At 55.0% G+C, this 24818-nt stretch carries 18 protein-coding genes and 1 pseudogene; 13 read left to right on the forward strand and 6 right to left on the reverse strand.

The genetic code is table 11. The features are described from left to right. Positions 1–1324, forward strand: a 1324-nt coding sequence (locus CFLAV_RS24460) for an immunoglobulin domain-containing protein (RefSeq protein WP_237712455.1), incomplete at its 5' end; no start/stop codon positions are given. A 202-nt stretch (positions 1325–1526) separates the two neighbouring features. Continuing rightward, positions 1527–4964, forward strand: coding sequence for a fibronectin type III domain-containing protein (locus CFLAV_RS33065; protein ID WP_007417549.1), 3438 nt, complete (start codon positions 1527–1529; stop codon positions 4962–4964). A 221-nt stretch (positions 4965–5185) separates the two neighbouring features. On the opposite strand, the gene CFLAV_RS24470 is transcribed toward CFLAV_RS33065, so the two are convergent. Then, positions 5186–6790 carry a leucine-rich repeat domain-containing protein gene (locus CFLAV_RS24470; RefSeq protein WP_160164653.1) on the reverse strand — a complete coding sequence of 535 codons (1605 nt, stop codon included), beginning with the start codon at positions 6788–6790 and terminating at the stop codon, positions 5186–5188. 473 nt (positions 6791–7263) lie between these two features. On the opposite strand from CFLAV_RS24470, the gene CFLAV_RS34365 reads away from it, so the two are divergent. Further along, positions 7264–7620, forward strand: coding sequence for a YXWGXW repeat-containing protein (locus tag CFLAV_RS34365; RefSeq protein ID WP_083809127.1), 357 nt, complete (start codon positions 7264–7266; stop codon positions 7618–7620). A gap of 198 nt (positions 7621–7818) precedes the next feature. On the opposite strand, the gene CFLAV_RS24475 is transcribed toward CFLAV_RS34365, so the two are convergent. After that, entirely contained in the window at positions 7819–9198 is a 1380-nt protein-coding gene (locus CFLAV_RS24475; RefSeq protein ID WP_007417552.1) for an FAD-binding oxidoreductase, read from the reverse strand. Positions 9199–9639: 441 nt separating this feature from the next. Here CFLAV_RS24475 and CFLAV_RS24480 point away from each other — a divergent pair, with 441 nt between their 5' ends. The 4 genes from CFLAV_RS24480 to CFLAV_RS24500 all read left to right on the forward strand — a co-directional run bounded on the left by CFLAV_RS24480 (position 9640) and on the right by CFLAV_RS24500 (position 12588). After that, positions 9640–10194 carry a redoxin domain-containing protein gene (locus CFLAV_RS24480; RefSeq protein ID WP_007417554.1) on the forward strand — a complete coding sequence of 185 codons (555 nt, stop codon included), beginning with the start codon at positions 9640–9642 and terminating at the stop codon, positions 10192–10194. A gap of 19 nt (positions 10195–10213) precedes the next feature. After that, a complete protein-coding gene (locus CFLAV_RS24485; protein WP_007417555.1) occupies positions 10214–10462 on the forward strand; it encodes a hypothetical protein in 249 nt (82 codons plus the stop codon). Between the two features lie 16 nt (positions 10463–10478). After that, a complete protein-coding gene (locus CFLAV_RS24490) occupies positions 10479–11858 on the forward strand; it encodes a hypothetical protein (RefSeq protein ID WP_007417556.1) in 1380 nt (459 codons plus the stop codon). Between the two features lie 325 nt (positions 11859–12183). After that, positions 12184–12588, forward strand: a complete 405-nt coding sequence (locus CFLAV_RS24500; protein ID WP_150107574.1) for a hypothetical protein — start codon at positions 12184–12186, stop codon at positions 12586–12588. A gap of 151 nt (positions 12589–12739) precedes the next feature. On the opposite strand, the gene alr is transcribed toward CFLAV_RS24500, so the two are convergent. Next, positions 12740–13942, reverse strand: a complete 1203-nt coding sequence (gene alr / locus CFLAV_RS24505) for an alanine racemase (RefSeq protein WP_007417559.1) — start codon at positions 13940–13942, stop codon at positions 12740–12742. A 302-nt stretch (positions 13943–14244) separates the two neighbouring features. After that, on the reverse strand, positions 14245–16437 hold the full coding sequence (katG, locus tag CFLAV_RS24510) for a catalase/peroxidase HPI (RefSeq protein ID WP_007417560.1): 2193 nt from the start codon (positions 16435–16437) through the stop codon (positions 14245–14247). A gap of 156 nt (positions 16438–16593) precedes the next feature. Between katG and CFLAV_RS24515 the strand changes: the two genes are divergently transcribed. Genes CFLAV_RS24515 through CFLAV_RS33075 form a run of 3 tightly spaced genes read left to right on the forward strand, consistent with a single transcriptional unit; the run spans position 16594 to position 17515 of the window. Then, on the forward strand, positions 16594–16893 hold the full coding sequence (locus CFLAV_RS24515) for a hypothetical protein (RefSeq protein ID WP_150107575.1): 300 nt from the start codon (positions 16594–16596) through the stop codon (positions 16891–16893). A 10-nt stretch (positions 16894–16903) separates the two neighbouring features. Continuing rightward, positions 16904–17176, forward strand: coding sequence for a hypothetical protein (locus tag CFLAV_RS33070; protein WP_050785939.1), 273 nt, complete (start codon positions 16904–16906; stop codon positions 17174–17176). Between the two features lie 30 nt (positions 17177–17206). Further along, positions 17207–17515, forward strand: a complete 309-nt coding sequence (locus tag CFLAV_RS33075) for a hypothetical protein (RefSeq protein ID WP_160164654.1) — start codon at positions 17207–17209, stop codon at positions 17513–17515. An 85-nt stretch (positions 17516–17600) separates the two neighbouring features. Here the strand turns inward: CFLAV_RS33075 and CFLAV_RS24525 are convergent, their stop codons facing one another. Together CFLAV_RS24525 and CFLAV_RS37920 are read right to left on the reverse strand one after the other, a co-directional pair. Next, positions 17601–18326 (reverse strand): DUF2459 domain-containing protein, encoded by a 726-nt coding sequence (locus tag CFLAV_RS24525; RefSeq protein ID WP_007417564.1) that lies wholly within the window; start codon positions 18324–18326, stop codon positions 17601–17603. Between the two features lie 147 nt (positions 18327–18473). Then, positions 18474–18563 (reverse strand): annotated as a pseudogene (locus CFLAV_RS37920) (hypothetical protein); the annotation flags it as partial. Between the two features lie 327 nt (positions 18564–18890). Here CFLAV_RS37920 and CFLAV_RS33080 point away from each other — a divergent pair. The 3 genes from CFLAV_RS33080 to CFLAV_RS24540 are packed head-to-tail and all read left to right on the forward strand — an operon-like array spanning position 18891 to position 24801. Beyond that, entirely contained in the window at positions 18891–23201 is a 4311-nt protein-coding gene (locus tag CFLAV_RS33080; RefSeq protein ID WP_007417565.1) for a response regulator, read from the forward strand. Continuing rightward, positions 23198–24355 (forward strand): PP2C family protein-serine/threonine phosphatase, encoded by a 1158-nt coding sequence (locus CFLAV_RS24535; protein WP_007417566.1) that lies wholly within the window; start codon positions 23198–23200, stop codon positions 24353–24355. The genes CFLAV_RS33080 and CFLAV_RS24535 overlap by 4 nt, the downstream gene beginning before the upstream one ends. Then, positions 24352–24801, forward strand: a complete 450-nt coding sequence (locus tag CFLAV_RS24540) for an ATP-binding protein (protein WP_007417567.1) — start codon at positions 24352–24354, stop codon at positions 24799–24801. Before CFLAV_RS24535 ends, CFLAV_RS24540 begins: the two co-directional genes overlap by 4 nt. Positions 24802–24818: the final 17 nt, after the last annotated feature.

Consider the following 24818-nt stretch of genomic DNA (forward strand, 5'->3'; position numbering starts at 1 on the left):
GATAAAATCCTCTCGAATGTTCAAATCCCTGCTTCTGGCCGGCCTGCTCGCCGGGCCGCTGCTGGCCCTTAACACCATGGCCCAGTCTCGGGAAGACATCCATTGGGGCCCGCTGGACGTCTACAGTGACGACAGCGGCAACCAATACGCTTATTGGGATGATCCGAACAACTGGGGCGGCTTTGTCGTGCCCAGCGTTTATGACACAAATCAGGTCAACACTTATTACAATGCCGCATTTGACAGTGAAATTGTTACTTGTCTCGTAACCAACAACGCTGAAGTCGGCCAGCTGATGGCAGGCTTCGGAGGAGGCGGAACGCTGGTGATCACCAATGGTGCCCACTTTCGGGCGGGGTTTTCGTATGGAGGACAGTGGACTGGAATAGGCTTTGTGCATGGACCTGGGACTCTGATTATTGGTCCGGGCAGCGACTTCACTTGCGCTTCACATCTCTGGGTGGGACAGGGAACCGCCAACCAAGGCACGGTGATCATTAACGGCGGCACGATTCATATTCCAAGTGGGCAGTTGGGCGTGAGTTGGAATGGAATCGGTGGCACCAACTATATTACCATCACCAACGGCGGTGCATTATACATGTCGCAATGGTCTCCCCAAACGCTTGGCGCGCCTGGCAGTGGCGCCGCAAACATTGGTATCATGGACATCGGAGCCAACTCCCAGGTGGTGATCACAAACAATCAATTAGGTTTTATGAATACCTTGATAACGAATGGCCAGCTCATCGCTTTCGGCGGTCTGGGCACAATCTCTGCGGTCTATAATCCGTCGGCTAACATCACTGTCCTTACAGGTCTTGCACCCTCTGGCAGCGATACGCCAGTATTCAGCGTTCAACCTACAAATTCGATTGTTTTGTTAGGCGGCACGGCCACTTTAAGAGCGGCTGCCTCGCCCGCAACCGGCTATCAATGGATGTTTAATTCCGCGCCCCTCGCGGACAGCGGCGGGGTTTCCGGCTCGCATTCCGCCACTCTGACCATTTCAAATTTCAATGCTGCCCAGGCTGGGGTCTATTCCGTGGTGGCTACCAACGGGAGTCCTGTCAGTCAGAACGATCGTAATTATGCCTCGAGCCAGGGAGTCTCAGTGTCTGCCGAGTCGTTCAGCCTATATCCCGTCATCACAATTAACGGCATTAACGGCAACACGTATGCAGTTCAATATACCACCTCCCTGACGCCGCCAGTGACTTGGACTACGTTATCGACGACCACGGTCGGTACCGGCCCGGCGTACATTGTCGATCCCGCGACGCCGATGGGCATCAAGCGGTTTTATCGGGTGATTCTGCAATAATTACGCGAGCGTTGGGGCGACGAGGGATAAGGTTCTTAATTCCCTCGTCGCCCGTCCCAAACGAGCAGGAAGCCCGGCGGGGCCGGGTGAATTGCCGTTTGTGCGCCACCGAAGGGCGCTTTTGCCGCCGACCTTCGCCTCCAAAAATTGACGCGGCTGAAATTGCGTTGCCTCTTCCTGAGCGAAACACTGAGCTCTTCTTATGACGTACGATAGATATCCCGCTGACCTCCGCCAACGTGTCACTTTGTCGCGCAGACTATTTTGCATTGCCGTCATGCTGAGCGCTCTTCTCGGAATCAGCAGCACTGTTCAAACATTGAAAGCGGCCAGTCCACCCGGTGATGTCGTCGGCAAAGTAACCGTTGGCTACCAGGGTTGGTTTTCGTGCGCCGGCGATGGTGCGCCCATCGGCGGATGGTGGCATTACAGCGGAGGCGCCTATCCGACACCGAACACCCTGAGCAATGGTATTCATTGTTGGCCGGATGTGCGGCAGTTTGAAAACGTGTATCAAACCGGTTTTACCAATTTTGGAAACGGCCAACCGGCAACGTTGTTTTCTTCCTACGACCAACAAACGGTCAACACCCATTTCCGATGGATGGCAGAGAATGGAATCAATACGGCTGCTCTGCAGCGGTTCAATCCCTTTAGTGGAGAAGGCCTGACGCGGGACGCGATGGCGGTCAAAGTAAAAATCGCTGCAGAAAGCTACGGTCGGAAATTTTACATCATGTATGACGCCACCGGCTGGCTCAACGTTGATACCGAAATCAAAACCGACTGGACGAACAAGATGGCGGCACTGACAGCGTCGCCAGCTTACGCACGCCAAAGCGGCAAGCCCGTGGTGTGTATTTGGGGGCTGGGCATGAATGACCAAAATCACCCGTTCACGCCGGATGTATGTCTGGATATTGTTAATTGGTTCAAGAGCCAGGGATGCTATGTGATCGGCGGCACAAGACGCGACTGGCGGACAGTGGATCCAACCTATCTGCCATTTTATAACGCATTGAACATGATATCCCCGTGGATGATTGGTTACATCGGCAGCGTATCGGGAGCTGACGGCGCGTATGCGAACTTTTGGGTGCCGGACCAGGCTTACTGCAACGCGAATGGTATCGATTACCAGCCTTGCGTGTTGCCCGGAGATGTGCTGGCAGCGGGCCAGAGGGTGCATGGGAACCTCGAATGGGAAATGTTTTACAATGCGACCAGACTGGCTTGTCAGGGCATTTACATTTCCATGTTCGACGAATTCAATGAGGGAAATCAAATTGCCTGCACGGCCGAAAATGCCTCCATGTCTCCGTCCGGATATTCCTCACTTTACCCGACACTGGATCAGGATGGCACTGCCTGCTCGTCCGATTACTATTTAAGACTTACCGGCGACGGCAATCGGATGTTTAAGGGAATAACATCATTGACCTCCGTCAGGCCAACAGTCCCGGTGCTACCGGTGGTATATCCTGCTGCGCCATTGAATTTGATTGGGAAGAGTAGAAATGGCCAGGCCGTCCTGAGCTGGAACGCAGTGACCGGCCCGGCGGATGTTTTAAGTTACAATGTTAAACGGGCGACGGTGAGCGGAGGTCCTTACACGGCGGTGGCGACCAACGTGGGAAACGTCAGTTACGTCGATTCAGGCCTCAGTAACGGTGCAACCTATTACTATGTTGTCAGCGCAGTAAATTCACTTGGGGAAAGTGCGGACTCCATTCAGGCTTCAGTGACGCCCACGGCTTTTTATAAAATCAATTCCGGCAGTGGAGCGGCAGGTTCGTTTACGGCAGACACCAACTACTCCGGCGGCAATAGTGGCGGTACGGGCACAGCGATTGATACGAGCGCGGTCACGAATCCAGCGCCACAAGCGGTTTATCAAACGGAACGATGGGGAAACAATATTTATACGTTTTCCGGTTTGCTCCCGGGAACCAACTACAAAGTAAGACTGCATTTCGCGGAAATCTTTTACACCGCAGCCGGGATACGTCAGTTCAATGTCTTTATCAATGGCATCGAAGTCCTTGCCAACTACGATATCTTTGCTGCCGCCGGAACCAACTACAAAGCGGTCATCAAGGGATATACCATCCCCGCCAATGGCAGCGGACAAATTATCATTCAATACGTCAGCATTGCCGGGAAAGATAACGCCAAATCCAGCGGCATTGAAGTTTTGCCAATAGACACCGCACTGCCTCCGGTTCCATCCGGTTTGGGGGCGACGACTGTTTCCAGCAGCCAGATCATGTTGAGCTGGACCACTTCCGCTACCGCGGACAGTTACAAATTGAAACGCGCAACTTCCAGTGGTGGTCCCTACACGACCATTGCCACGAATATTACCGGTTCGGCGTACTGGGATAGTGAATTGGCTGCGAACACAACTTATTATTACGAAGTGTCAGCCGTGAACGGCAACGGGGAGGGCGGCAATAGCGTCGCGGCCGGCGCCGCAACCCAGGCGTTGCCAGTCCCAGCGCCTCCGGTTGGATTGAATATTGTTAGCTCGAGCAATGGGCAGGTTGTTTTGACTTGGAACGGGTGCGGTTGGGCTGACGGTTACAATGTGAAGCAGGCGACCAACAGTGGCGGGCCTTATACGATTATCGGCGCCAATGTTCCGGGCGTATTGTTTACAAATAGCAACCTGGCCATTGGCGCGACTTATTATTTTGTGGTCTCGTCAACCAACACAGCCGGTGAGAGCGCCAATTCATCGGAAGCCTCCGTCACGCTTGGAAAGTTGAATCGCGCGGGATGGGGGGCTGCTGCTTCATCGAGCAACGTCATTGACCCTCCGACAAATGCGATTGATGGCGACATCGGCACGCGTTGGTCAACCGGCGCGGTTCAAACGCCCGGTCAATGGTTCCAAGTGGACATGGGAACCACCAACATTTGCAACACGATCGTTATGGATTGCGGCAGTTCTTTGAACGATTATCCCCGCGGTTATCAAGTCGTTGTTTCTCTGGACGGAACGCATTGGAGTAGCGTCGTTGCCACGGGTGCAGGCTCAGCTGTAATGCGAGTTACATTCACAGCACAGCCAGCCCGGTTCATCCGCGTGACTCAGACCGGCAGCGCTTCGGCAAATTGGTGGAGTATTGCTGAATTTAACGCGTATGGTGTCCCCGGAGCCCTGCCTGCGGCGCCAGGGGCAGTTGCGGCAATTCCCGGCGATGGGCTCGTCACTTTGACTTGGAATTCCAGTTTTGGGGCCACCGGTTACAATGTCCAGCAATCCACAACCAGCGGCGGTCCTTACGCCGTAACTGCCACAAACATCACTTCGCTCGCCTATACGAACTACAATCTCACCAATGGCACGCTATATTATTTGGTTGTGGTTCCTATTAATTCGCTCGGTGCAGGGACGCCTTCTGTCGAAGTTGCCTCCCGGCCATATTCCACCGCGTTGACGGCCATTTCATCGGCAAGTGGGAGCGTGACTCTTTCCTGGGCAACCAACCTGCCGTTGACCCTTTATTCAACAACCAATCTCGCCACACCTAACTCTTGGATGATCGTGACCAATATGCCGACGAGCTCCAATGGTCAATGGATTTTGACTCTGCCCACAGACACCGGGTCCGAGGGTTACTTCCGATTACAATGAACCTCCACTCGCTGGTCAGTCGAGCGAGCCCTCGACCTCGGCGTCAATCTCATCGACAGCACCCCCCGATACGGATACCCCGAGCGCTGGAGCGAGCAATACATAGGACGCGTTATGCAAAAGCGCCGCAACGACGTCTCCGAAACCCGCCCCAGGAACATCGATTTATCATCGGACAACGGGTAAACTACCATGCAGCCGACGCCTTAATTTAACGTGCTTTAGGGCGAACGGAATCGGAAGTAACGAATGGAATAATTTGTCCACTGGGCATCGCTAATGTAAACAGATCCGTTGGTAAGGTTGAAGCTTTTCAGGCCGATCCACGCCGGACTCGATAGGTTAGTACACACCTCGACAACAACTGGGATGTTCATCGTCCCTTTGATGGTAAAACCGAAAGAATTACTCTGCACTCCGAAAGTCGAGTCGGCGGTATCTGCCGATGGATTCCAGAGTAGTGTCGGCCGCGCGCCGAATGTTACACCCCACCCAGTTGTTCCCGGCGTGAAATACACGGTTGCGACATTCGCTCCGACGAAGACGCTGCTGCCAAGAGTGGGAGGACCGCCTTCGAAGAATACGCCCTTCAAGTTGCCGCAGGAAGAAAAAGCCGCCAAGTCAATGTTGGTGACGCTTGCCGGGATAAAAATATTTTGAAGGTTGTTACAAAACGAAAAGGTGCCCGACTGAATCGTTGTGAGCCGGGGAAGCACGACGCCGGACAACGTGCTGCAGCCGTAAAATGCGTTGTTGCCGATGTTCGTGACACCGGCAGGTATACTTACTCTAGTGAGTCCGCGCGCGCCGGAAAACGCCGAGTTTCCAATGGAGGTCACTGTCTGCGGGATGACGTAACTGCCCAATTTCGCCGCAGGGAATTGCAGAAGCGTTTTTTCGCTTTTGTCGAGCAAAACCCCATCCACGCTACTGAAACTGCTGTTGAGCGGATCGACTGTGAACGATGCCAGCGCAGCGCATTGCCCGAAAGTTGCAACACCTATGTTTATGACGCTCGCCGGCAGGACGATGTTCGTTAACTTGCTGGAAAATTGAAACGCATAATCGCCGATGAATGCAAGATTCGTTGGAAACGCCGGACTCGACAGGTTTGTGCAATTGTAAAACGCGCCGTTACCGATTCGAACCAGACCATCGGGAAACACGACATTGGTGAGCTTGTAGCAATACTGGAATGCATCGTTCCCAATGTTTGTCACAGTCACTGGCACCGTGTAGTTGCCGGATTTTCCGGCGGGCCAAACAATAAGTGTCGTTTGATCATGATCAAACAGAGCGCCATTCAAAGTAGAAAACGATCCATTCAGCAGATCAACCGTGATGGTTGTGAGATTGGTGCAAAGATAGAACGGTTGAACTCCCAAAGTGCTGACGCCCGTGCCAATATTGATATTCGTGAGCCGATAGCAGTACCCAAATGCGATTGCTCCAATATTTGTGACTGTGTCGGGAATGTTGATACTCGGAAGATTAGTGCAGTTCTGAAAACACCAAACGCCTATGTCGCGAACGCCATTGCCCAGACCGATATTTGTGATGCCGGTGCAGTCGGTGAATGCCGATGTCCCAATCGAAGCAACAGTGTCGGGTATCACCACGTTTTTCACGGCGGTGTTCCCGTAGAATGCACGATCAGCGAGGCTCGTCACTGGCAGGCTGTTGATTGAACCCGGAACGGTCACAAGCCCGCCTGATCCGACATAGCCTGTAATCGACACGGTGGACCCGTCCGTTGAAAACAGCCAGTCCCCGGATTGGTCGGCGTTGGTCACTCTTGAACACGTGAAGATCATTAGGCCGGTCACAAGTGCGACTAATTGAGTTCGGTATCGGAATGAAACCCTCCATTTGATCAACCCACACCTTGGTTCATTTTTGTTCAAACGGGGGTCGGTTCCCGCGTTGGTTCCTAATATCGAAATATTTCTCATTGTTCCTCACTGACGTCGAGCATATGGAATTAAACGGGCAATTCCAACTCCTTCGCGCTAAACAGTGCAATGTATTTACGAAAAAGGCATTGGGTCAAGATTTCTTTCTGTCTCTTACTCCTGCCAGGGAGCAGACTTTTCATACCATAAGCAGTTGAGAGCCGAGGATAGAATCCCTTTGACTTTGTATCTTCGTGGTGACTCCTCGATCCTCAACGATTTTCCATCCAGAATTTTTCGCCGAGGACAAGCTGATTTGGGCTCGTAACACATTAGACGATTTTAGCGATCGGCGTTAGGTTATAAAGTTGCCGGAAAGGAAGCACCGTCAAACATTTGGAGGATGTATGAGAAAGGAAAAACTGATTGCTCTGGCTGCTGCCTGCGTGATGGCCGCAGGGATTGTCGGCACAGAGGCCCAGCCATCGGTACAACTCAACTTTGGAAATCCCGGCTCGCCTTTCGCGCCCAATACAATGTTAGTAGCACCCACTATGCCGCCGCCTCTCTGGAGACAGCCACATCCGATGGCCCCCGGGCCGGGGTTCGTGTGGGTGGACGGTACTTGGGCATGGAACGGAAGCGCATGGGTGTGGGTTCCCGGAACCTGGGCGCGACCGCCGTTTCCCAGGGCCAGGTGGGCTCCCGGCCACTGGGACCGCCGGCGTGGGGGCTCTCAGTGGGTTGGCGGACGTTGGCGATAAGAATCAGGCCGTGTGTGCCGGGTTTCGTCCGAGTTTGAAAACGGTCGGTCCTGGTTATTTACACAATCACAAATTGCAAACGCTGGCGGAAAAATAATTCGATCCCTTGCTCACCTTTCCTGACCTCAATTCGCTTCGGTTCACAATTCTTCGCGAGATCGCAGCGAACCCGGACGCTACACCGCGTTTAGCCTCGCATCAGGCGGGCTTGATGTTCTGGTTCACGCGGAAGAAGTTGGTCGGATCGTAATTCTTCTTGATCGCGACCAGCCGGTCGTAGTTATCGCCGTAGGTGGCGCGGATGCGGTCCTCGCCCTCTTCCATCATGAAATTGAGATAGGCGCCCTTTAGATTGTATGGATGCAGGGCCTCCCAGTATCCTTTGGCCCAGGCCTTGAGCGCCTGCGCATTCGCAGGGTTGGGATCGATGCCACAAATGACCATGGACCAGGTCGCGTCCCTGCAGTTCCACGCGGTTTCATGTCGTTTCACCTCGTGGACCGCGCCGTCTATCGGATAGATATGCGCGAGCGAAGCCTCCGTCGGCGCCTTGGTGGTGTGCTCGATGTGCAGCTCGATGGCGCGGTCAGACAACTCCTTGATGAAGTCACCTTTCCAGTACCACTGCATGCCCTTCGGGAGCAGGGGGTCAAACAGGCTTTGCAGGGCCGGGAACGGCATGGGCCCCATCAAGTCGAGCATGGGTGGCGGCAGCTCTTGGCGAATGGGTTTGACTGCCTCTTCCGCCTTCTCCATCGGCCCAGTGTAGCAACCAACCAGGCCACAGGTCTTCTTTCCCCAGTTGGCCTTGGGGAACGGGTCCACCGAGGGCATAGTTCCCAAATTCACGAACACGCTCAGGTCCAAAGGAGTCTGCGGCAGAAACTGCCGGTACCACTTCATCACCCGCGGCGCGTCTTTCAGTTCCCAGAAGATGGGGCCCCCATAGACTATGCTGACAGGATGAGCTCTGTAGAGGAAGCTCGTCACGACGCCGAAATTTCCCCCTCCGCCCCGCAATGCCCAGAAGAGATCTTCGTGCTCCTTCGCGCTGGCGGTCACCAGCCTCCCGTCGGCCAGCACGACATCCGCCTCCAGCAGGTTGTCAATCGTCAATCCGTATTTTCGCGTGAGGTACCCATGGCCGCCGCCAAGCGTAAGGCCTGCAATGCCGGTCGTTGAGACGATGCCCGCGGGCACGGCTAATCCGAACGCGTGCGCGGCGTGTTCCACGTCGCCCTGCGTGCATCCGGCTTCGGCCCGTACAGTCCGGTTTTGCGGATCAACGCGCACACCCTTCATCAGGGAAAGGTCAATTACCAGCCCGTCATTGCAGCTCCCGAGTCCAGGCCCGTTGTGGCCTCCGCCCCGCAGCGCCGTTAGGAGATCATTCTCGCGAGCAAACCTCACGGCGGAAATAACATCAGCTACATCCGCGCAGCGGACGATCAGCAGCGGCCGTTTGTCAATCATGCCATTGTAGAGCCTGCGGGCTTCCTCGTACTGCGGGTCGCTACGCTGGATTAGTTCGCCGAGCAGCCCAGCCTTGAATTTATCAATCGTTGTGGTGTTTAACATAATAGTCTCCTGGCAGTTCTATGCATTCAATGCTTGTGATTCGAAAAGGGGTCCTTCCTCGTTGTTTACAATTAGCACAAATTTCAAATGCTGGCGGAAAAAATAATTCTGCACTGCGTTTAGCTTTGACCCCATCCTCCAACTCAACGCGGAAATCCACCGTTTGCTTCATTCCTGAGCCTCCGAAATGCTGTGTTGTTGGCATATAACAACTTCTTTGGAACGAAAATGCTTCACCACCAAGGCCACAGTCCGATTCCGACCCTCGCCTCCAAAGTTCAGCCTTTGTGGTTGAATAATTTAGGAGAAATCGCGTTCGGCAACGCAATAAAAACCCGACCGACCAAATGGCGGAAGCGCATTCCTGCGCATTTAACATTGCGACCCATGAACGTCCGCGTAACATGCCCCTAATTGCCAAATCCTAATGGCAGGACAATCATGCGATATCTTTGCGCCATCCTTTGTTTCGCAGCGAGTGTGTGCCTTGCGGTGCCGGACCACTTGCCTGACGTGGTCTTCCGCGATTTGACCGATGTGCCTCGCCACCCGTTGGAGCCAGCGGAGAAGGACGCTTCGGTGCTGGTTTTTTTCTGGCAGGATTGTCCCGTCTCAAATGGCTACGCTCCCGAGTTGAATCGCATCGCCGCCAGCCATACCAACTGCGCGTTTTATATCGTACAGGTTGATCCGGATCTCACGCCTGCCGCCGCCCGGGAACACGCCACACAGTATCGTCTTTCCATGCCAGTTTTGCTTGATCCCAAACATCAACTCGTAAAACTCGCGCGCGCCACCGTAACGCCGGAAGCCGTCGTCTTCGGAAAAAACGGTGACGTGTTATATCGGGGACGCATCGATGACAACTATGCCGCGTTTGGCAAAAAACGTGCCTCGGCCCGGCAACATGATTTAATTGACGCCTTGGACGCCATCACCACAGGCCAGCCTGTAAAATTCAAGGAAACCAAAGCCATTGGCTGCGTTATCCAATAAAATAAGTTAGCATTCGAGCATGTCACGCGATCTAAAATATCCTCGGGAGTGGCTTGAGCGCGTCCCGGCAGTTGTTTTCTCCAGCCTTCAACCTGGAGAGATTCGACTCATCTTGCATCCCGGCGCTGGACTCGCCAGCGGTGGTGTGCCGCGAGATGTTCCTGTCGCTCAGATTCCGCCCGAATTGCGTGTCCCAAACACAGCTCTTTGGATTCATTTCGACGAAAGCTGGAATATCATCCGCGTTTGGAAGAGAGAAGAGTCATGATACTAACTGAAACGATATGAAAGCTCATTTTACTCAAAACCGTTCAATCCTGCTGGCAATGATCCTCGCGCTGACATTCGCGGCACGAGTCGCTCAGGCGGGCGACGCCGTCACGTTCAACAACCAGGTCGCCCCCATCATTTACCAAAATTGTTCCTCGTGCCATCGCCCGGGCGAAGCGGCCCCGTTTTCCTTGTTGTCGTATGAGGACGTGCGCCGAAAGGGCAAAACGATCGGCAAGGCCACCGTGTCACATAGCATGCCGCCGTGGAAAGCCGAACCAGCCTCCTACGCCTATCGCGATGAACGCCGCCTCACTGATCAGCAAATCGCCGAGATTCAGTCCTGGGTCGCCGGAGGCATGGCCGAGGGCGATTCCTCACAAAAACCCGCTCCGCCGAAATTCGCCTCTGGCTGGCAATTGGGCGAGCCCGACCTTGTGATTGAGATGCCTGCGGGGTTTCATGTTCCCGCCGACGGGCCGGACATTTATCGCAACATTCCGGTTCAGCTTGGTTTGACGGAGGACAAATGGGTCACGGCCATTGACATGAAGCCTTCGGCTCGTGCCGTCGTCCATCACGTCCTGTATTTCGCTGATGGCAGCGGCCACGCCCACGAACGCCCGTCCCAAGGCGCCGAACCCGGCTACAGCGGCATGCGCGCCGGGCGCCAGGTGATTCCGCTCGGCGGTTGGGCAGTTGGCGCGCAACCGCATTTCTATCCGGACGGCCTCGCGCTCAAAGTACCGGCGGGATCGGACTTCATCGTCCAATATCATTTCCATCCCACCGGCAAGCCGGAGGTTGAAAAATCGAAGATTGGATTTTACTTCGCCAAAAAAGCGCCCGAAAGAAACATCACACGCATTCAATTGCCTCCGCACTACTCGCTCTTTTCGGGACTCGATATTCCCGCCGGTGAAAAGGATTTTGTCCTGCGCGATTCCTATACCTTGCCGGTCGCGGTGGATGGAGTCGGCGTCAGCGCGCACGCACATTACCTCGCCACGCAAATGAAAATGACGGCCACACTCCCGGACGGCCAGGTTAAGACGCTTCTACTCATCAAGGATTGGGATTTCGCCTGGCAGGACCGGTATTATTTTAAAGACTTCGTTCCGCTGCCCAAAGGAACCATGCTGTCGGCGGAAATTCATTGGGACAACTCGGCGGACAATCCGCACAACCCGTCGAACCCGCCTATCCATGTCCAGTGGGGCGAAGAATCCAAAGACGAGATGGGGAGCATCAGTCTCATCGCCGTGCCGCACGTTGAGTCCGACCTTGGAACTTTAAATAGTGAACTCGCCACCCGCGGCCGAAAACTTGCACGCGACAAAATGGCCGCGAATCCCGAATTGGCCAAAAAAGTAATGCGCCTCCTGGCCGACTGATATTCTGAGTTGCAGTTCAACAATCGTTAGGTGATTTAGCCATGCTCCAGACAATCATAAACGTTTCATTACTTCTAATCCTTTTCGGTTTCGCTGTGTCGTGGGCATTCCAGGCACCACCCGGGAGGCGCACAGCGCTTTGGGTGGCTCGAATCGTTGGAGCCACTTTATTCGGATGTTTACCACCAGTGATTATATTCATTCGCGCCAATTCGGCCGCCGATCTAGGAGGTCCTCTTTTTTTGCCACTGCTTGGTCTGTTAGGCGCGATGCTTGGATTTTTTGCAGGCACCGCTTGTTGCTTTGTTGCCTCTAAGTTGGCGAAATGAATAAACCGCCCAAAAGGGGTCGAAAAGGCGTCGGTCCTAATTATTTACACAACCACAAATCTCAAATGCTGCCCCGAGCAGTTCGCGGAGAAATGAAACCAAATTCGAGTCAAATTATGAAGCAGTATACACTCAAATGGCCGGACGATTTTGAGGATTATGCGTGGCAGATCGAATCCAAGGGATGGTTCGTTGGCTTGGAAATTATTATTGATGGAAAAACACTCAAGCCAATCTTTTATGATCCAGCAAGGCTATCGCAAGATATCCTCGAAGAAATCTCAAGCGCTGGTTTCTTCGTTGAATCCTTTCTGATTGTCATCCAGCAGGTGACCCGGGAAACCATTGAACGTGCGATTGCTGATCTCGCTAGAACTGGTGGACTGGAACGCCTTGTTTAGCCGCAGAGGAATCAGGAGCAGCCTAACGGGGCGGTCCTAATTATTCCACAACCACAAATTTCAAACGCTGGCGGAAAAATAATTCGATCCCTTTTTCACCCTTCCTATACCGAATGCCGAAAGAAATTTCCGAGCGCGTGATTCCCGAACTTCACTTCACAAGGAATGTCGGATTCACCCGCCCCCACACGGCGTAAAGCTCAACCAGAATCGTCCCAGAGATATCCTCGAGCTCCGTTTGCGTAATCTCCGCCGCGCCCTGCTTCCCGAAGAGCACCACCTCATCGCCCTTTTGAACGTCGGCCAAATCCGTGACGTCCACCATCACCGTGTTCATGGTGACCCGGCCGACAATGGGGCACCGATGGCCATGGATGAGGACGTTTGCCTTGTTGGAGAACACACGACGATAGCCATCGGAGTAACCTACCGGGATGTTCGCCAGGCGTGAGTCGCGTGTCAGGGTGAACGTGCGGTCATAACAGATGGTGTTGCCTTTTGGGTAGGCGTTGATGGCCGCGACCCGGGATTTGAAGGAGAGCACACGCTGATATTCAGTGTGCGAGGGAACCGTGTCGCCGTACAGTGCGCCGCCGGGCCGAACGAGATCAAGGCGGGCTTCCGGAACTTCGAGGGTGGCGAAGGAGTTCGCGGTGTGGAGCAGTAGCTTGGAGCGGTCGAGGTGGCCTTCGTGAATGACCCAGGCGGATTCGGTGTTGAAAGCCGCCAACCCGGCCCGGACATCGGCGACTTCCTCGACCGGGAAATGGGTCATGATGCCCACAATCCGCAGGTTGGGCAGGCGGAGCAGAGCCAACGCGTCGGCTTTGCCGGCATCGGCCTTGAGTTCGATGCCGTTGCGGCTCATGCCGGCGGAGTTCAGCGCCAGGTGATAGCGGAGGATGATGTGATGCCGGTGCGCGAGCACGGATACGTCCTCCGCCAGCGTGAGGCTTCCCAGCAGCTCTTCGATGTCGTAAGGCAGTGCCGCTTCAATTTCCGCCGGGGTAGCCGTCCGCAGGCGCATGAGTTTCCCTTTGTACCCGGCGGCCCGTGCTTTAGCCGCTTCTTCATTCGAGGTGACGCCAACATAGGGGATCGCGGCTCGGCTAATCGCCGGGATCAGCATTGCGATTCCGTGCCCGTAGGCATCGGCCTTCATCACCGCACAAACCTGCGTGTTCGGGCCGACCAGTTTCTTCATTTCCGCAAGATTGTGTTCGAACGCGGGCTGGGAGATCTCGAGCCAGGCGTGGGCGTTCTGCGCGGTCGGCGTTGGCAGCGGGGTGGTGGTGTGGCAGGCGGTGAGCAGCAGCAACGCGAGGAAGCCTGAGGCGGTGCGTTTGAAATTCATGGGCCGGACTATCAAACAGTTTTCGTCGAACCGCAATCTCTGTTTTCTCTAAAAGGGGTCACCCAAAAAAGGGTCCTAACTATTTACACAACCACAAATTTCAAACGGTGGCGGGAAAAATAATTATACCGAATGCCGGAAGAAATTTCCGACTGGCAGGAGGAATTTTAATTTGAGGCAAGGCGGAGACGCAGGCGCTATCTGGAGAATATCTCCGGTCCCGCGACCTGCCGAATCAACCCATCTCATAAGCTCGAGTTGAAACGGCAGGCCACTGATAACCGGTTGAAAAACGTCAGCGATTACGCAAGATCGAAGCGATCCAGGTTCATCACTTTGCTCCACGCCGCGACAAACTCGTGGACGAACTGCTTCTCCGCATCGGAACTTCCGTAGACTTCAGCGAGCGCCCGTAGCAGGGAGTTCGAACCGAAGATGAGGTCGGCACGTGTGCCGGTCCACTTGACTGCGCCTGTTTTGCGATCGCGGCCTTCAAACACGTCCGCGTCCTTCGAGGTTGGCTTCCATTCTGTGCACATGTCGAGGAGGTTCACAAAGAAGTCGTTGGTCAGCGATTCCGGACACTTGGTGAAGACACCATGCTGCGTGCCACCGGCGTTCGTCTTCAAAACGCGCATGCCCCCCACGAGCACTGTCATTTCGGGCGCGGTCAGGGTCAGCAATTGCGCCTTGTCGATCAGCAACGCCTCGGCTGGCACGGTGTATTTGCCCTTCAAGTAATTCCGGAAGCCGTCCGCGACGGGTTCGAGCGCGGCGAAAGAGGCTGCGTCAGTTTGCTCCGCGGTAGCGTCCATGCGACCTGGTGTGAAGGGAACTGTCACCGTGTGCCCGGCGTTTTTCGCTGCCTGCTCAACGCCTGCACAGCCGCCCAGCACGATCAAGTCCGCCAGCGAGACCTTCTTGCCGTTGGTTACTGCGCTGTTGAACGCGCTCTGGATGCCTTCCAGGGTTTTGAGCACCTTGGCCAATTGGGCGGGATTGTTGACTTCCCAATCCTTCTGCGGTGCCAGACGAACGCGAGCACCGTTCGCTCCACCGCGCTTGTCTGAGCCACGGAACGTCGAGGCCGACGCCCAAGCCGTGGAAACCAGTTCCGAAACGGACAGGCCGGAAGCCAGGATCTTGGCTTTCAAGGAGGCGACGTCCTGCGCATCGATTAATTTGTGATTCACTGCGGGAATCGGGTCCTGCCAGATGAGTACTTCCGCGGGGACTTCCGAGCCGAGGTAACGTGCGCGCGGGCCCATGTCGCGGTGTGTCAGCTTGAACCATGCCCGGGCGAACGCATCGGCGAACTGCTCGGGATGCTCCAGGAAACGCCGCGAGATTTTTTCGTAAGCAGGGTCGAACCGCAGGGCAAGGTCCGTCGTCAGCATGGCTGGTGCGATCTTTTTCGACGCGTCGTGCGCATGAGGCACCGTGCCGGTGCCCGCGCCATTCTTCGGTTTCCATTGTTGTGCGCCGGCCGGGCTCTTCGTCAATTCCCACTCGTAGCCGAAAAGGTTCTGGAAAAAGTTGTTGCTCCACCTCGTGGGTGTCGTGGTCCAGGTGACTTCCAGGCCGCTGGTGATCGCGTCACCTGCATGGCCAGTGCCGAAGCTGCCTCTCCAACCAAGGCCCATCTCTTCGATTCCGGCCCCTTCCGGCTCAGCTCCCACATGGGACGCCGGACCGGCGCCGTGGGTTTTGCCGAAGGTGTGGCCACCCGCGATCAGTGCCACTGTCTCTTCGTCGTTCATCGCCATGCGGGCGAAGGTTTCACGAATGTCCCGCGCCGCGGCAACCGGATCAGGATTGCCGTTCGGGCCTTCCGGGTTCACGTAAATGAGTCCCATCTGCACGGCCGCGAGTGGGTTCTCAAGCTGCCGGTCGCCAGTGTAACGCTTGTCAGCCAGCCAGGTCGTCTCCATGCCCCAATAAACATCGTGATCCGGCTCCCAAGTGTCCTCACGTCCGCCAGCGAAACCGAATGTCTTGAAGCCCATCGTTTCGAGTGCGACATTCCCAGTCAGGATCATCAAGTCGGCCCAGGAAATCTTTTGCCCATACTTTTGCTTGATCGGCCAGAGCAGGCGGCGCGCCTTGTCGAGGCTCGCGTTGTCCGGCCAGCTGTTGAGCGGCGCAAAGCGTTGCTGACCACGGCCACCGCCGCCGCGACCGTCACCAGTGCGGTAGGTGCCCGCGCTGTGCCATGCCATGCGGATGAACAAAGGTCCGTAATGGCCGAAATCCGCCGGCCACCAATCCTGCGAGTCAGTCATGAGCTTTGCGAGATCCTTCTTCAACGCTGCCAGGTCGAGGCTCTTGAATTCTTTCTTGTAGTCGAATTCCTTGCCCATCGGATTGGACTTGGAGGAATGCTGGTGCAGCAGGTCGACCTTCAACTGGTTCGGCCACCAGGTATGGTTCACGGTGCCACCGCCCACGGCGTGGTGAAAAGGACATTTGGATTCGGTTGAGGATTCGGTTGACATAATTTTCTCTATTGGATCGTTGAATTAAATTCTCTGGAACTGTTGTCAATGTTGAACGTGGGCGCGTTGACGCATGCGGCTATGCAACCTGCATGGAGCACGCGACCGGCCAAACTCGTGTTTCGGACAGGAATAGTTGTACCAAACACTAATGATATGCAAGCAGGTTTCGATGAACTCAAGAGGATTGCCCTTACTTTTGATCGCGCACACGGAGGTCTCATTGCCCGGGCATGTGTGCCAAAATTAAAAAGGTTCACACGGCTGACACCCTTTGCTTCGCGCGAACCCGAAAAGCCACCAGTTCTTGATATTGTAATATTATTCCAATCGCACTCCCCTTTGGCACGCCCTTCTTATTCCCATTCTGAGTGTTCATCGTTTTCTGCTGCCAAAAATTTCTTTCTTGGTTTGTCTTGTATTGGATTAAGTGCAAAAATGGTCGGGCAAAATTAACGAATCACAAATGTCGCCTGTTACTCACCTGCTTGCCAGTTGGATCATCGCTGCCAAAACGACAAATAATCCCCGTGACTGCCGGCTTGTGACCTTGGCCGGCATTTTGCCTGACGCAGATGGGCTTGGAATGATTGTGGATGTCGTCAACAATGCAGTCCGACACACGGAAGACTTCTTTTACTACGGAAAATATCACCACTGGCTTTGGCATGGTGCCTTCGGCGCGATTCTGACAGCCATGTTGCTCGCCTGCTTCGCCCGCCAACGCTGGCGGGTCTAGTTGCTGTGCCTGCTTGTCTTTCACCTTCATTTGCTGTGCGACCTGATCGGTTCGCGCGGCCCTTCGCCCGCCGATGTGTGGCGAATCTATTATCTCGGCCCATTCTCATTTCATGGGATGATCGTCTGGCAAGGACAATGGCCGCTGGACGGCTGGCAAAACCGGATCATTGCCGTGACGCTATTTGTTTGGGCTCTTTGGCTTGCGTCAGAACGCGAGGATTCGGTCGTGGGTGTTTTCAATCGCCGTGCAGACCGGGTGTTTGTCGGTGTGCTGCGGAAGTGGCGCAATGCCTGGTTGCAAAGAAAACCAAAGTTGCCCGCTGACGAACCAATTTAAAATCGCGCGAACAGGAGATTGGTCCTGGTTACTTTAAACAAGCACGTATTGCAAATACTGGCGGAAAAATAATTCGATCTCTCGTTCAGCCTTTGCCGGCATTCGTGACCTGATTCTTGTCCATTCGCCTCGCCTGGCCACGATGCCAAATGACGCAGCCGGAGCGGCGGGCTTCGGACATGACGATCCCTGGTAGCACGCAACGGCGCGGTGACATCGGACAGCCGGTTGCAACAAGCGCCCGGGCCGTCCAGTTGTTGCAATTGTTGAGCATCGAGTAATGGCCGGTTGCCAGGAAGAAGTTCTCCCTGTGATAGACTGTCGGGAGTGGAACTGGCCTGCCCTGGGCGTTCAAGGCGTAGTAGTCCTGAATATACGCACAGAGGTGTGCCAGGCCGGATTGGGAAACTGGCACGGCAACAATCTCTTTTCCGACGTCTGCATATTCGTCGATGATCGGGCCACTGAAGGCATGAGCAAACAGCACGCTGCCCTTCGAGTCAAACATTGCTCGGAACACAACCCGCATCGTCCAGGGATAGCGGTAACCCTCGCTGTCGCCCCAGCCCACTTCGAGATACTCCGCCTGTGGAAACTCCTTGTGCTCCGGCCAGAGGCCCGAAGGGATGTCCGCTGTACGAATGATGATTCCCGCGTGCAGGCCGCGGTGTATCACGTATACTGTTCTTGGAATTTGCCCCGACTGAGATGGTGCCGCAGACGAACCGTTGACCGGCCAAACGCAGCCGAGACTTGAAAGCGCAAGGATTACCAAAACGCAAAGTAAATTGCCTTTACGGATGAGGTTCATGCTGAATCCTTGGTTCGCTCAAGCATCAACGCAACCTAAACGGATCGTGCATCACTGTCCAAAATAAGTTCGAAAAGTCGTCGCTGAATCGGAGCTTTTATTGGAAACGCCAATGACTATCGAAACAAAAGGGGCGGCCCTCGTTACTTACACAACCACAAATTTCAAATGCTGGCGGAAAAATAATTCGATTCCTTGTTCACCCTTCCTGACCGCAATTCGGTTCGGCCCATAAACCTTCGCGCGATTGCAGCGAGCCTGGACGCAGCACCGCGTTTACCTTTGAGCCCATCCTCCACCTCAACGCGGAAATCCGCCCCTTGCGCGGCAAGAACTTAAGAGATTCGAACCGCTCCTTCGATTGTTAGTTTTTAAAATACTTCGGCAAAAACGCAACACCTCCGCAACCCGCATTGACACATCTCAATCAATCCATATCGCTTTTAGCGGTAATTGCGTTACATTGATAAACTTTATCGTCATGCAAATCCAGGGAACCAGCCAGAAAATCCAAGTGGCCCTAAGTTGTGGCATCCCGCAGGCCCACCCCACCATGAGGAAGCTATGACGATCGCCAGGCGATTGATTATTTTACTGGTAGCGCCGCTCCTGGCGTTTATCGCGCTGGGCATTTTTAACTGGATGGAGGTGGAGAACGTCAAGACCAGGACACGGTTTGTCACCCAGGTGCAAATTCCCAGTCTTGCAACACTGGGAAACGTGATGCGGAGTTTTGCCGAAATGCGGGCGGACGAGCGCGATGTAATCCTGGCAACCAACGATGCGGGGCGCGCCGTTATCGCAGCGGCGTTCAATCGGGAGGAAGTAAATTTGAATGCCCTGTTACAGGAATACGCGGATAACCTGGTTTCGGACGATCGCGATCGCCGCATGATGAACGATTTCCAGGACGCAATGCGGAATTGGATGGCCGGGGCCAGGCAGGTCATGGCTTTTTCTTCTCAAGGCCGCCACGAGGAAGCGCGCGCATATCTCCACAACCAAGTTTTGCCCCTCGGCGACAGGGTCAACGAGGCGACCAGTTCATGGATTCAATACAACCGGCAGTTGGCAGACACCGCTGGCAATTCGGCAATTAATTCCATTGAAGTTTACCGCCGTAACATGGCCATCGCCGCCTGCGTGGCGCTGATATTTTCGGCGCTGGTGGGTTTGGTAACATTTCAGCGGATTGTGGGCCCGATTCGAGGGTTACAGAAAGGGGTCAATGCCATCGCCCGCGGCGATTATGCGCAGGAAATTCCTTTCACGAAGGCGGCGGATGAAACCGGCGACCTCGCGCGCGCGATTGACGTGCTCAAGCAGGGCTCGGCAGCGATGGAGGAACAGCGCTGGGTCAAAGCCAATGCCGCCAAAATCACAGCGGATTTACAAGGCGCGGACTCATTTGCTGATTTTGGGCAACGATTGGTTTCCGGGCTGGTGCCATTGCTGGGCGGCGGCGTGGCGGCGGTTTACTCTTTCGAAGAACATCCCGCGTGTCTTCGGCGCATAGCGGCTTACGGTCTTACCGAGGCGGGGTCTGGTGTTGACTCGTTCAAACCGGGCGAAGGCTTGGTTGGCCAATGCGCGCAGGAACGCAAGCCGATTACACTGACTGATTTACCGCCGGGCTACCTACGTATTGTCTCGGGACTGGGGACGTCGGTGGCGACGCAGTCTTCGGCCTTTCCACTCATCTCGGCTGAAGCTCTGTTGGGCGTGATTGAATTCGCCTCGTTTCACTCCTTCAGTACGCAAGAACAGTCCTTGCTGAAAGAATTGCTGCCGGTTGCAACGATGAATTTGGAAATTTTGCAGCGCAACCTCCACACGCAGGAACTGCTCGAACAAGTCAAGACCACCGAGGAACGCACGCGCCTCATTCTCGATTCCGCCGATGAAGGTATTTACGGAATGGCCACGGATGGGCAGATCACATTTGTGAATACCGCCACTTGTAGAATGTTGGGATTCGCGCCGGAAGAAATGATCGGCCAAAAAGCCCATCCCCTCATCCATCACCACCGGCCCGACGGCAGCCCTTATCCAATCGAAGAATGTCCGATGCGCGCCGCCTGCCAGGCCGGCGAAGTGCGACGCGTGGACGATGAATTTCTCTGGCGCAAGGATGGCACCGGTTTTCCCGTCGAGTATGCAACCACGCCTATTGTCAAAGACGGTAAAATCCTCGGGGCCGTTGTCAGTTTCACCGACATCACCGAGCGCAAGCGCGCTCAGGAGGAACTGGCGTATCGCCTCACGTTCCAGCGCGCACTGCTCGAAAGCATTCCGTATCCGATGTTCGTCAAGGACGCCCACGCGCGTTTTATCAGCTGCAACAAGGCTTACGAACGGGTTTTCAACACCATGGCCGATTTCCTCAAAGGCAAAACAGTTCTCGACCTGGAATATCTGCCCGAAGTCGACCGGCGCAAATTCCACGACGAGGATACCGCCGTCATCCGCGAAGCCAGCCGACGCAGTTATGAATTACCGATTCAATACGCCGACGGCCGGACACACACCACGCTTTATTCCGTTGACGGTTTCAAACTTTGCGACGGCAGCCCCGGCGGATTGATTGGCCTGCTGGTGGATATCAGCGATCAGAAGCGCGTAGCGGAGGAATTGCGTTTGGCCAAGGCGAAGGCCGAGGAAGCCACCCAGATGAAATCCATGTTCCTCGCCAACATGAGCCACGAAATCCGCACCCCGATGAATGCCATCATTGGCCTCTCGCACCTGGCGCTCAAAACCCAGCTCACGCCCAAGCAGCGCGACTACATCGGAAAAGTGCATAACGCCGGCACCTCGCTGCTGGCCGTTATCAACGATATCCTCGACTTTTCCAAGATCGAAGCCGGCAAACTCGATCTTGAGGTGGTCGATTTCAAACTTGATGAGGTCATCACTTCTGTCACCACCTTGACAGCGCAAAAAGCGCATGAAAAGGGACTCGAATTCCTCGCGCACGTCACTCCCGGTATCCCGGAATTTCTCCTGGGCGACCCGCTGCGGCTTGGTCAAATCCTCACAAATTTCGTCAACAACGCCGTCAAATTCACCGAGCGCGGTGAAATCCGGCTCAACATCGAACTCATCGAACGCACCGGGGAAAAACTCCAGCTCAAGTTTTCCGTGCGCGATACAGGTATCGGCATGACCACGGAACAGGCGGCGAAATTGTTCCAGCCGTTCACACAGGCGGACATGTCCACTACCCGCAAGCACGGCGGCACAGGCCTGGGCCTTACTATCTGCCGTCGATTGGTCGAGTTGATGGGCGGACGCATCTGGCTCGAAAGCGAACCAGGCGCTGGAAGCACCTTTTATTTCACCGTTTGGCTGAGCATCGGGAACAGGCAAGGCACAGGTAAAATTATTCCGGAAAAGCTGGCGGAACTCCGTGTGCTGGTGGTGGACGATAATCCTGCTGCCTGTGAAATTTTGGAGGAGCCATTGGCCAATATCGTCAAACGAGTAGACGTGGTGGCCTCTGGTAAAGACGCCATCACTGCGGTCAAACAAAAGGATGCCTCCGAACCTTATGACATCCTGTTCATGGACTGGCGCATGCCGGGCATGGATGGCTTGCAGACCAGCCGATTTATCAAGAGTGACGAAACCTTGCGTCATCAGCCGCACATCGTGCTGGTCACCGCGTTCGGCCGTGAAGAAGTCCGCGAAGAGGCCGAGCGCCTGCAGCTTGATGGTTTCCTCGTCAAACCGGTTACGCGGTCCATGACGGTGGACATGCTCGTCAATGTTTTCTCCGAAGCCAGCCAGGAGATTTCTGTCTCTGTGGAGGAAGAGCAGGCAGCGAAGTTGCGAGGCGCACGCATTCTCCTGGCCGAGGACAACGACATCAATCAGCAAATCGCCGTGGAGCTGCTCGAGGGCGCTGGCGCCACAGTAAACGTTGCGAATAACGGGCTCGAAGCCGTCGGGATTGTGTTCAACGGCCCGCAGCCGCCGCCCTTTGACGTGGTGCTGATGGATTTGCAGATGCCGGAAATGGATGGTTATCAGGCGACAGCCAAACTCCGCGCCGACCCACGATTCGCCACATTGCCCATTATTGCCATGACCGCACACGCGACGATTGAGGAACGCCAGCGTTGCATCGCGGCTGGAATGAACGATCATATTTCCAAACCGATTGATCCGGCCAACTTGTTCGAGACCGTGGGGAGGTTTTATAAACCAAAGGACGTGGTAATTCCCGTGAAACCAGCTGAAAGCACAGGTTCACCAACCGGCGACGGTCTCCCGGATATCGAAGGACTCGATGTCAAAGACGGCCTGAACCGGGTCATGGGCAATGAGAAATTATATTTGAAACTCCTCCGTCAATTTGCCGAGCAACAGGGCCCGGTGGCTGGGCAGATCGCCGCGGCGCTGTCGCAAGGTGACGTCGGGTTGGCCGGGCGTCTTGCCCATACTCTAAAAGGCGTGGCCGGCAACATTGGTGCCAAATCGCTCCAGGTTGCATCCGGTGATTTGGAAAAGCTCATCAAGGAACGAGCTCATGACGCAGATATAGAAACGGGAAGGCTAAATGTGTCCGCCTTGCTCGACCCGTTATTGACCCGATTGCAAACCGCATTGAATAACACGGTACCTCAGCCGACCGCACAACCGGACGGAGTGGCTAGTCCGGATCAGATAAGCGAAGCGGTGGCACAACTGAAGAGTTTGCTTGCGGAATCTGACCCCGGCGCTGCCGATTTTATTCAGGCACACCGGACGGTGTTGCACCACTTATTTCGGGACGGAGCGCTGGTGGAGTTTGAAAAAGCCGTGCAAAACTACGCTTTTTCTGAAGCGGAGGAGCAATTGGAACGCACATCAGAAAACTTTTTTGCAGAATGAAAAAACTATCCGACTGCCGCATATTGCTGGTGGATGATGCCAAGGTGAACCTGGACATTCTGGTGGAGGGTTTAAAGTCGGATCACAAGCTGAGCCTGGCGCTGACCGGGGAGACGGCGTTGCAGATCGCCTCGCGTACGCCACCGGATTTGGTTCTGCTCGATATTGTGATGCCAGGCATGGACGGCTATGAAGTCTGCCGCCGCATGCGCCAGATACCGGAGACAGCCGAAGTGCCCATCATGTTTCTTTCTTCGCTTGAGGAAATACAGAACAAGACGCTCGGTTTCGAGGCTGGGGCCAACGATTATCTCACCAAGCCTTTCGATATGTTGGAAGTGAAGGCGCGTGTGCGGTCATTGCTCAAGGCCAAAGCCTATAGCGACGAAGTAAAAGAGCAGATTGCCACCGAACTGCGTTTTGCCCGGGAAATCCAGATGGGCATGTTGCCGCACGATTTCATCCCGGTGGAACGCGATTACGGTGTCCAATTCGGCGCCGTATTGGAGCCAGCGCGCGAAGTGGGTGGCGATCTTTACGGAATTTGCGCCGCCGGGGCGGAACGGCTCGTAATTTTTTTCGGTGACGTTTCGGGCAAAGGAATTCCCGCTTCCATGTTCATGGTGCGTGCCATCAGCCTGGCACGTTTGCTGGCGCGGGACATGGCCGAGCCTGAACACATCCTTGCGCGGCTGAATGATGAACTCGCAACTGACAACCCTTCGGGAATGTTTGTCACTTTTCTTTGCGCGGTGTTCGAGCCGAAATCAGGCCGACTGACCCTGGCCAACGCGGGCCACTGTCGCCCGGTTTTGCGACCGGCCGATGCACCGCCGCGTTGGGCGATGAAAAATCTCGGCACGGCCCTTGGCTTCGAACCGGGCATGGAATTTGAACGTGCCGAATTAAACCTGCGCCCCGGCGACTCTCTGATTTTGTATTCCGACGGTGTTACTGAGGCGTTTAATCCGCAGGAAGAATGTTATGGCAACGATCGCCTCCTCGCTGACGCTGGCGCATTCAACGGCAGTTCGGCCCCCGTGATTACGGCCGGCCTGCTCGAGAAGGTCCGGGCATTTGCCCGAGGCGCCCCGCAGTCGGATGACATTGCCATTTTGACGTTGCAGGTAAACGGAACAGGAGGCCGAACATGACCCTCGAGCTGTGTGCCACGCCGGAAGAAGTCATGCGAGCCGTGGGGGCATTTCAGGATTTTGCACGGACGCAGCAGATCCCCGAAAAAAACGCCTTCGGGCTGGCACTGGCACTGGAGGAATGCGGCAGCAACATTGTCAATTACGCGTTGGGGAGCGTCGCGCAGGAGAAGTTCCGGGTTAGCTTTGGACGTGCGAGAGATGAAATATTCATCGAGCTGCGCGATCATGGTCCCGAATTTGATCCGACCGCGTGGAAGGGACCCGATTCGGGAACGGAAAGCGAGGAGGCCATTGGCGGTTGGGGTATTCAACTTGTTCGCCGGTATATGGATGAAATTCGCTACGAACGCGAAGCTGGAGAGAATGTCCTGCGCCTCAGCAAGCGGCTGAGTCCTGAAGGCGGCACCACAGAATTTCAGAAGTCACAAACAAAACAGTCGTAAACCAAAAGGTAAAATTA

It is taken from the genome of Pedosphaera parvula Ellin514 (genome assembly GCF_000172555.1).
Taxonomy (GTDB): Bacteria; Verrucomicrobiota; Verrucomicrobiia; order Limisphaerales; family Pedosphaeraceae; genus Pedosphaera.

What these genes read in the sequence shown, in the direction of transcription:
- CFLAV_RS33065 (WP_007417549.1), top strand. Translation starts at nt 1,527, where the DNA reads ATGACGTACGATAGATATCCCGCTGACCTCCGCCAACGTGTCACTTTG.
- CFLAV_RS34365 (WP_083809127.1), top strand. Translation starts at nt 7,264, where the DNA reads ATGAGAAAGGAAAAACTGATTGCTCTGGCTGCTGCCTGCGTGATGGCC.
- CFLAV_RS24475 (WP_007417552.1), bottom strand. Translation starts at nt 9,198, where the DNA reads ATGTTAAACACCACAACGATTGATAAATTCAAGGCTGGGCTGCTCGGC.
- CFLAV_RS24480 (WP_007417554.1), top strand. Translation starts at nt 9,640, where the DNA reads ATGCGATATCTTTGCGCCATCCTTTGTTTCGCAGCGAGTGTGTGCCTT.
- CFLAV_RS24485 (WP_007417555.1), top strand. Translation starts at nt 10,214, where the DNA reads ATGTCACGCGATCTAAAATATCCTCGGGAGTGGCTTGAGCGCGTCCCG.
- CFLAV_RS24490 (WP_007417556.1), top strand. Translation starts at nt 10,479, where the DNA reads ATGAAAGCTCATTTTACTCAAAACCGTTCAATCCTGCTGGCAATGATC.
- CFLAV_RS24500 (WP_150107574.1), top strand. Translation starts at nt 12,184, where the DNA reads ATGAATAAACCGCCCAAAAGGGGTCGAAAAGGCGTCGGTCCTAATTAT.
- alr (WP_007417559.1), bottom strand. Translation starts at nt 13,942, where the DNA reads ATGAATTTCAAACGCACCGCCTCAGGCTTCCTCGCGTTGCTGCTGCTC.
- katG (WP_007417560.1), bottom strand. Translation starts at nt 16,437, where the DNA reads ATGTCAACCGAATCCTCAACCGAATCCAAATGTCCTTTTCACCACGCC.
- CFLAV_RS24515 (WP_150107575.1), top strand. Translation starts at nt 16,594, where the DNA reads ATGCAAGCAGGTTTCGATGAACTCAAGAGGATTGCCCTTACTTTTGAT.
- CFLAV_RS33070 (WP_050785939.1), top strand. Translation starts at nt 16,904, where the DNA reads ATGTCGCCTGTTACTCACCTGCTTGCCAGTTGGATCATCGCTGCCAAA.
- CFLAV_RS24525 (WP_007417564.1), bottom strand. Translation starts at nt 18,326, where the DNA reads ATGAACCTCATCCGTAAAGGCAATTTACTTTGCGTTTTGGTAATCCTT.
- CFLAV_RS33080 (WP_007417565.1), top strand. Translation starts at nt 18,891, where the DNA reads ATGACGATCGCCAGGCGATTGATTATTTTACTGGTAGCGCCGCTCCTG.
- CFLAV_RS24535 (WP_007417566.1), top strand. Translation starts at nt 23,198, where the DNA reads ATGAAAAAACTATCCGACTGCCGCATATTGCTGGTGGATGATGCCAAG.
- CFLAV_RS24540 (WP_007417567.1), top strand. Translation starts at nt 24,352, where the DNA reads ATGACCCTCGAGCTGTGTGCCACGCCGGAAGAAGTCATGCGAGCCGTG.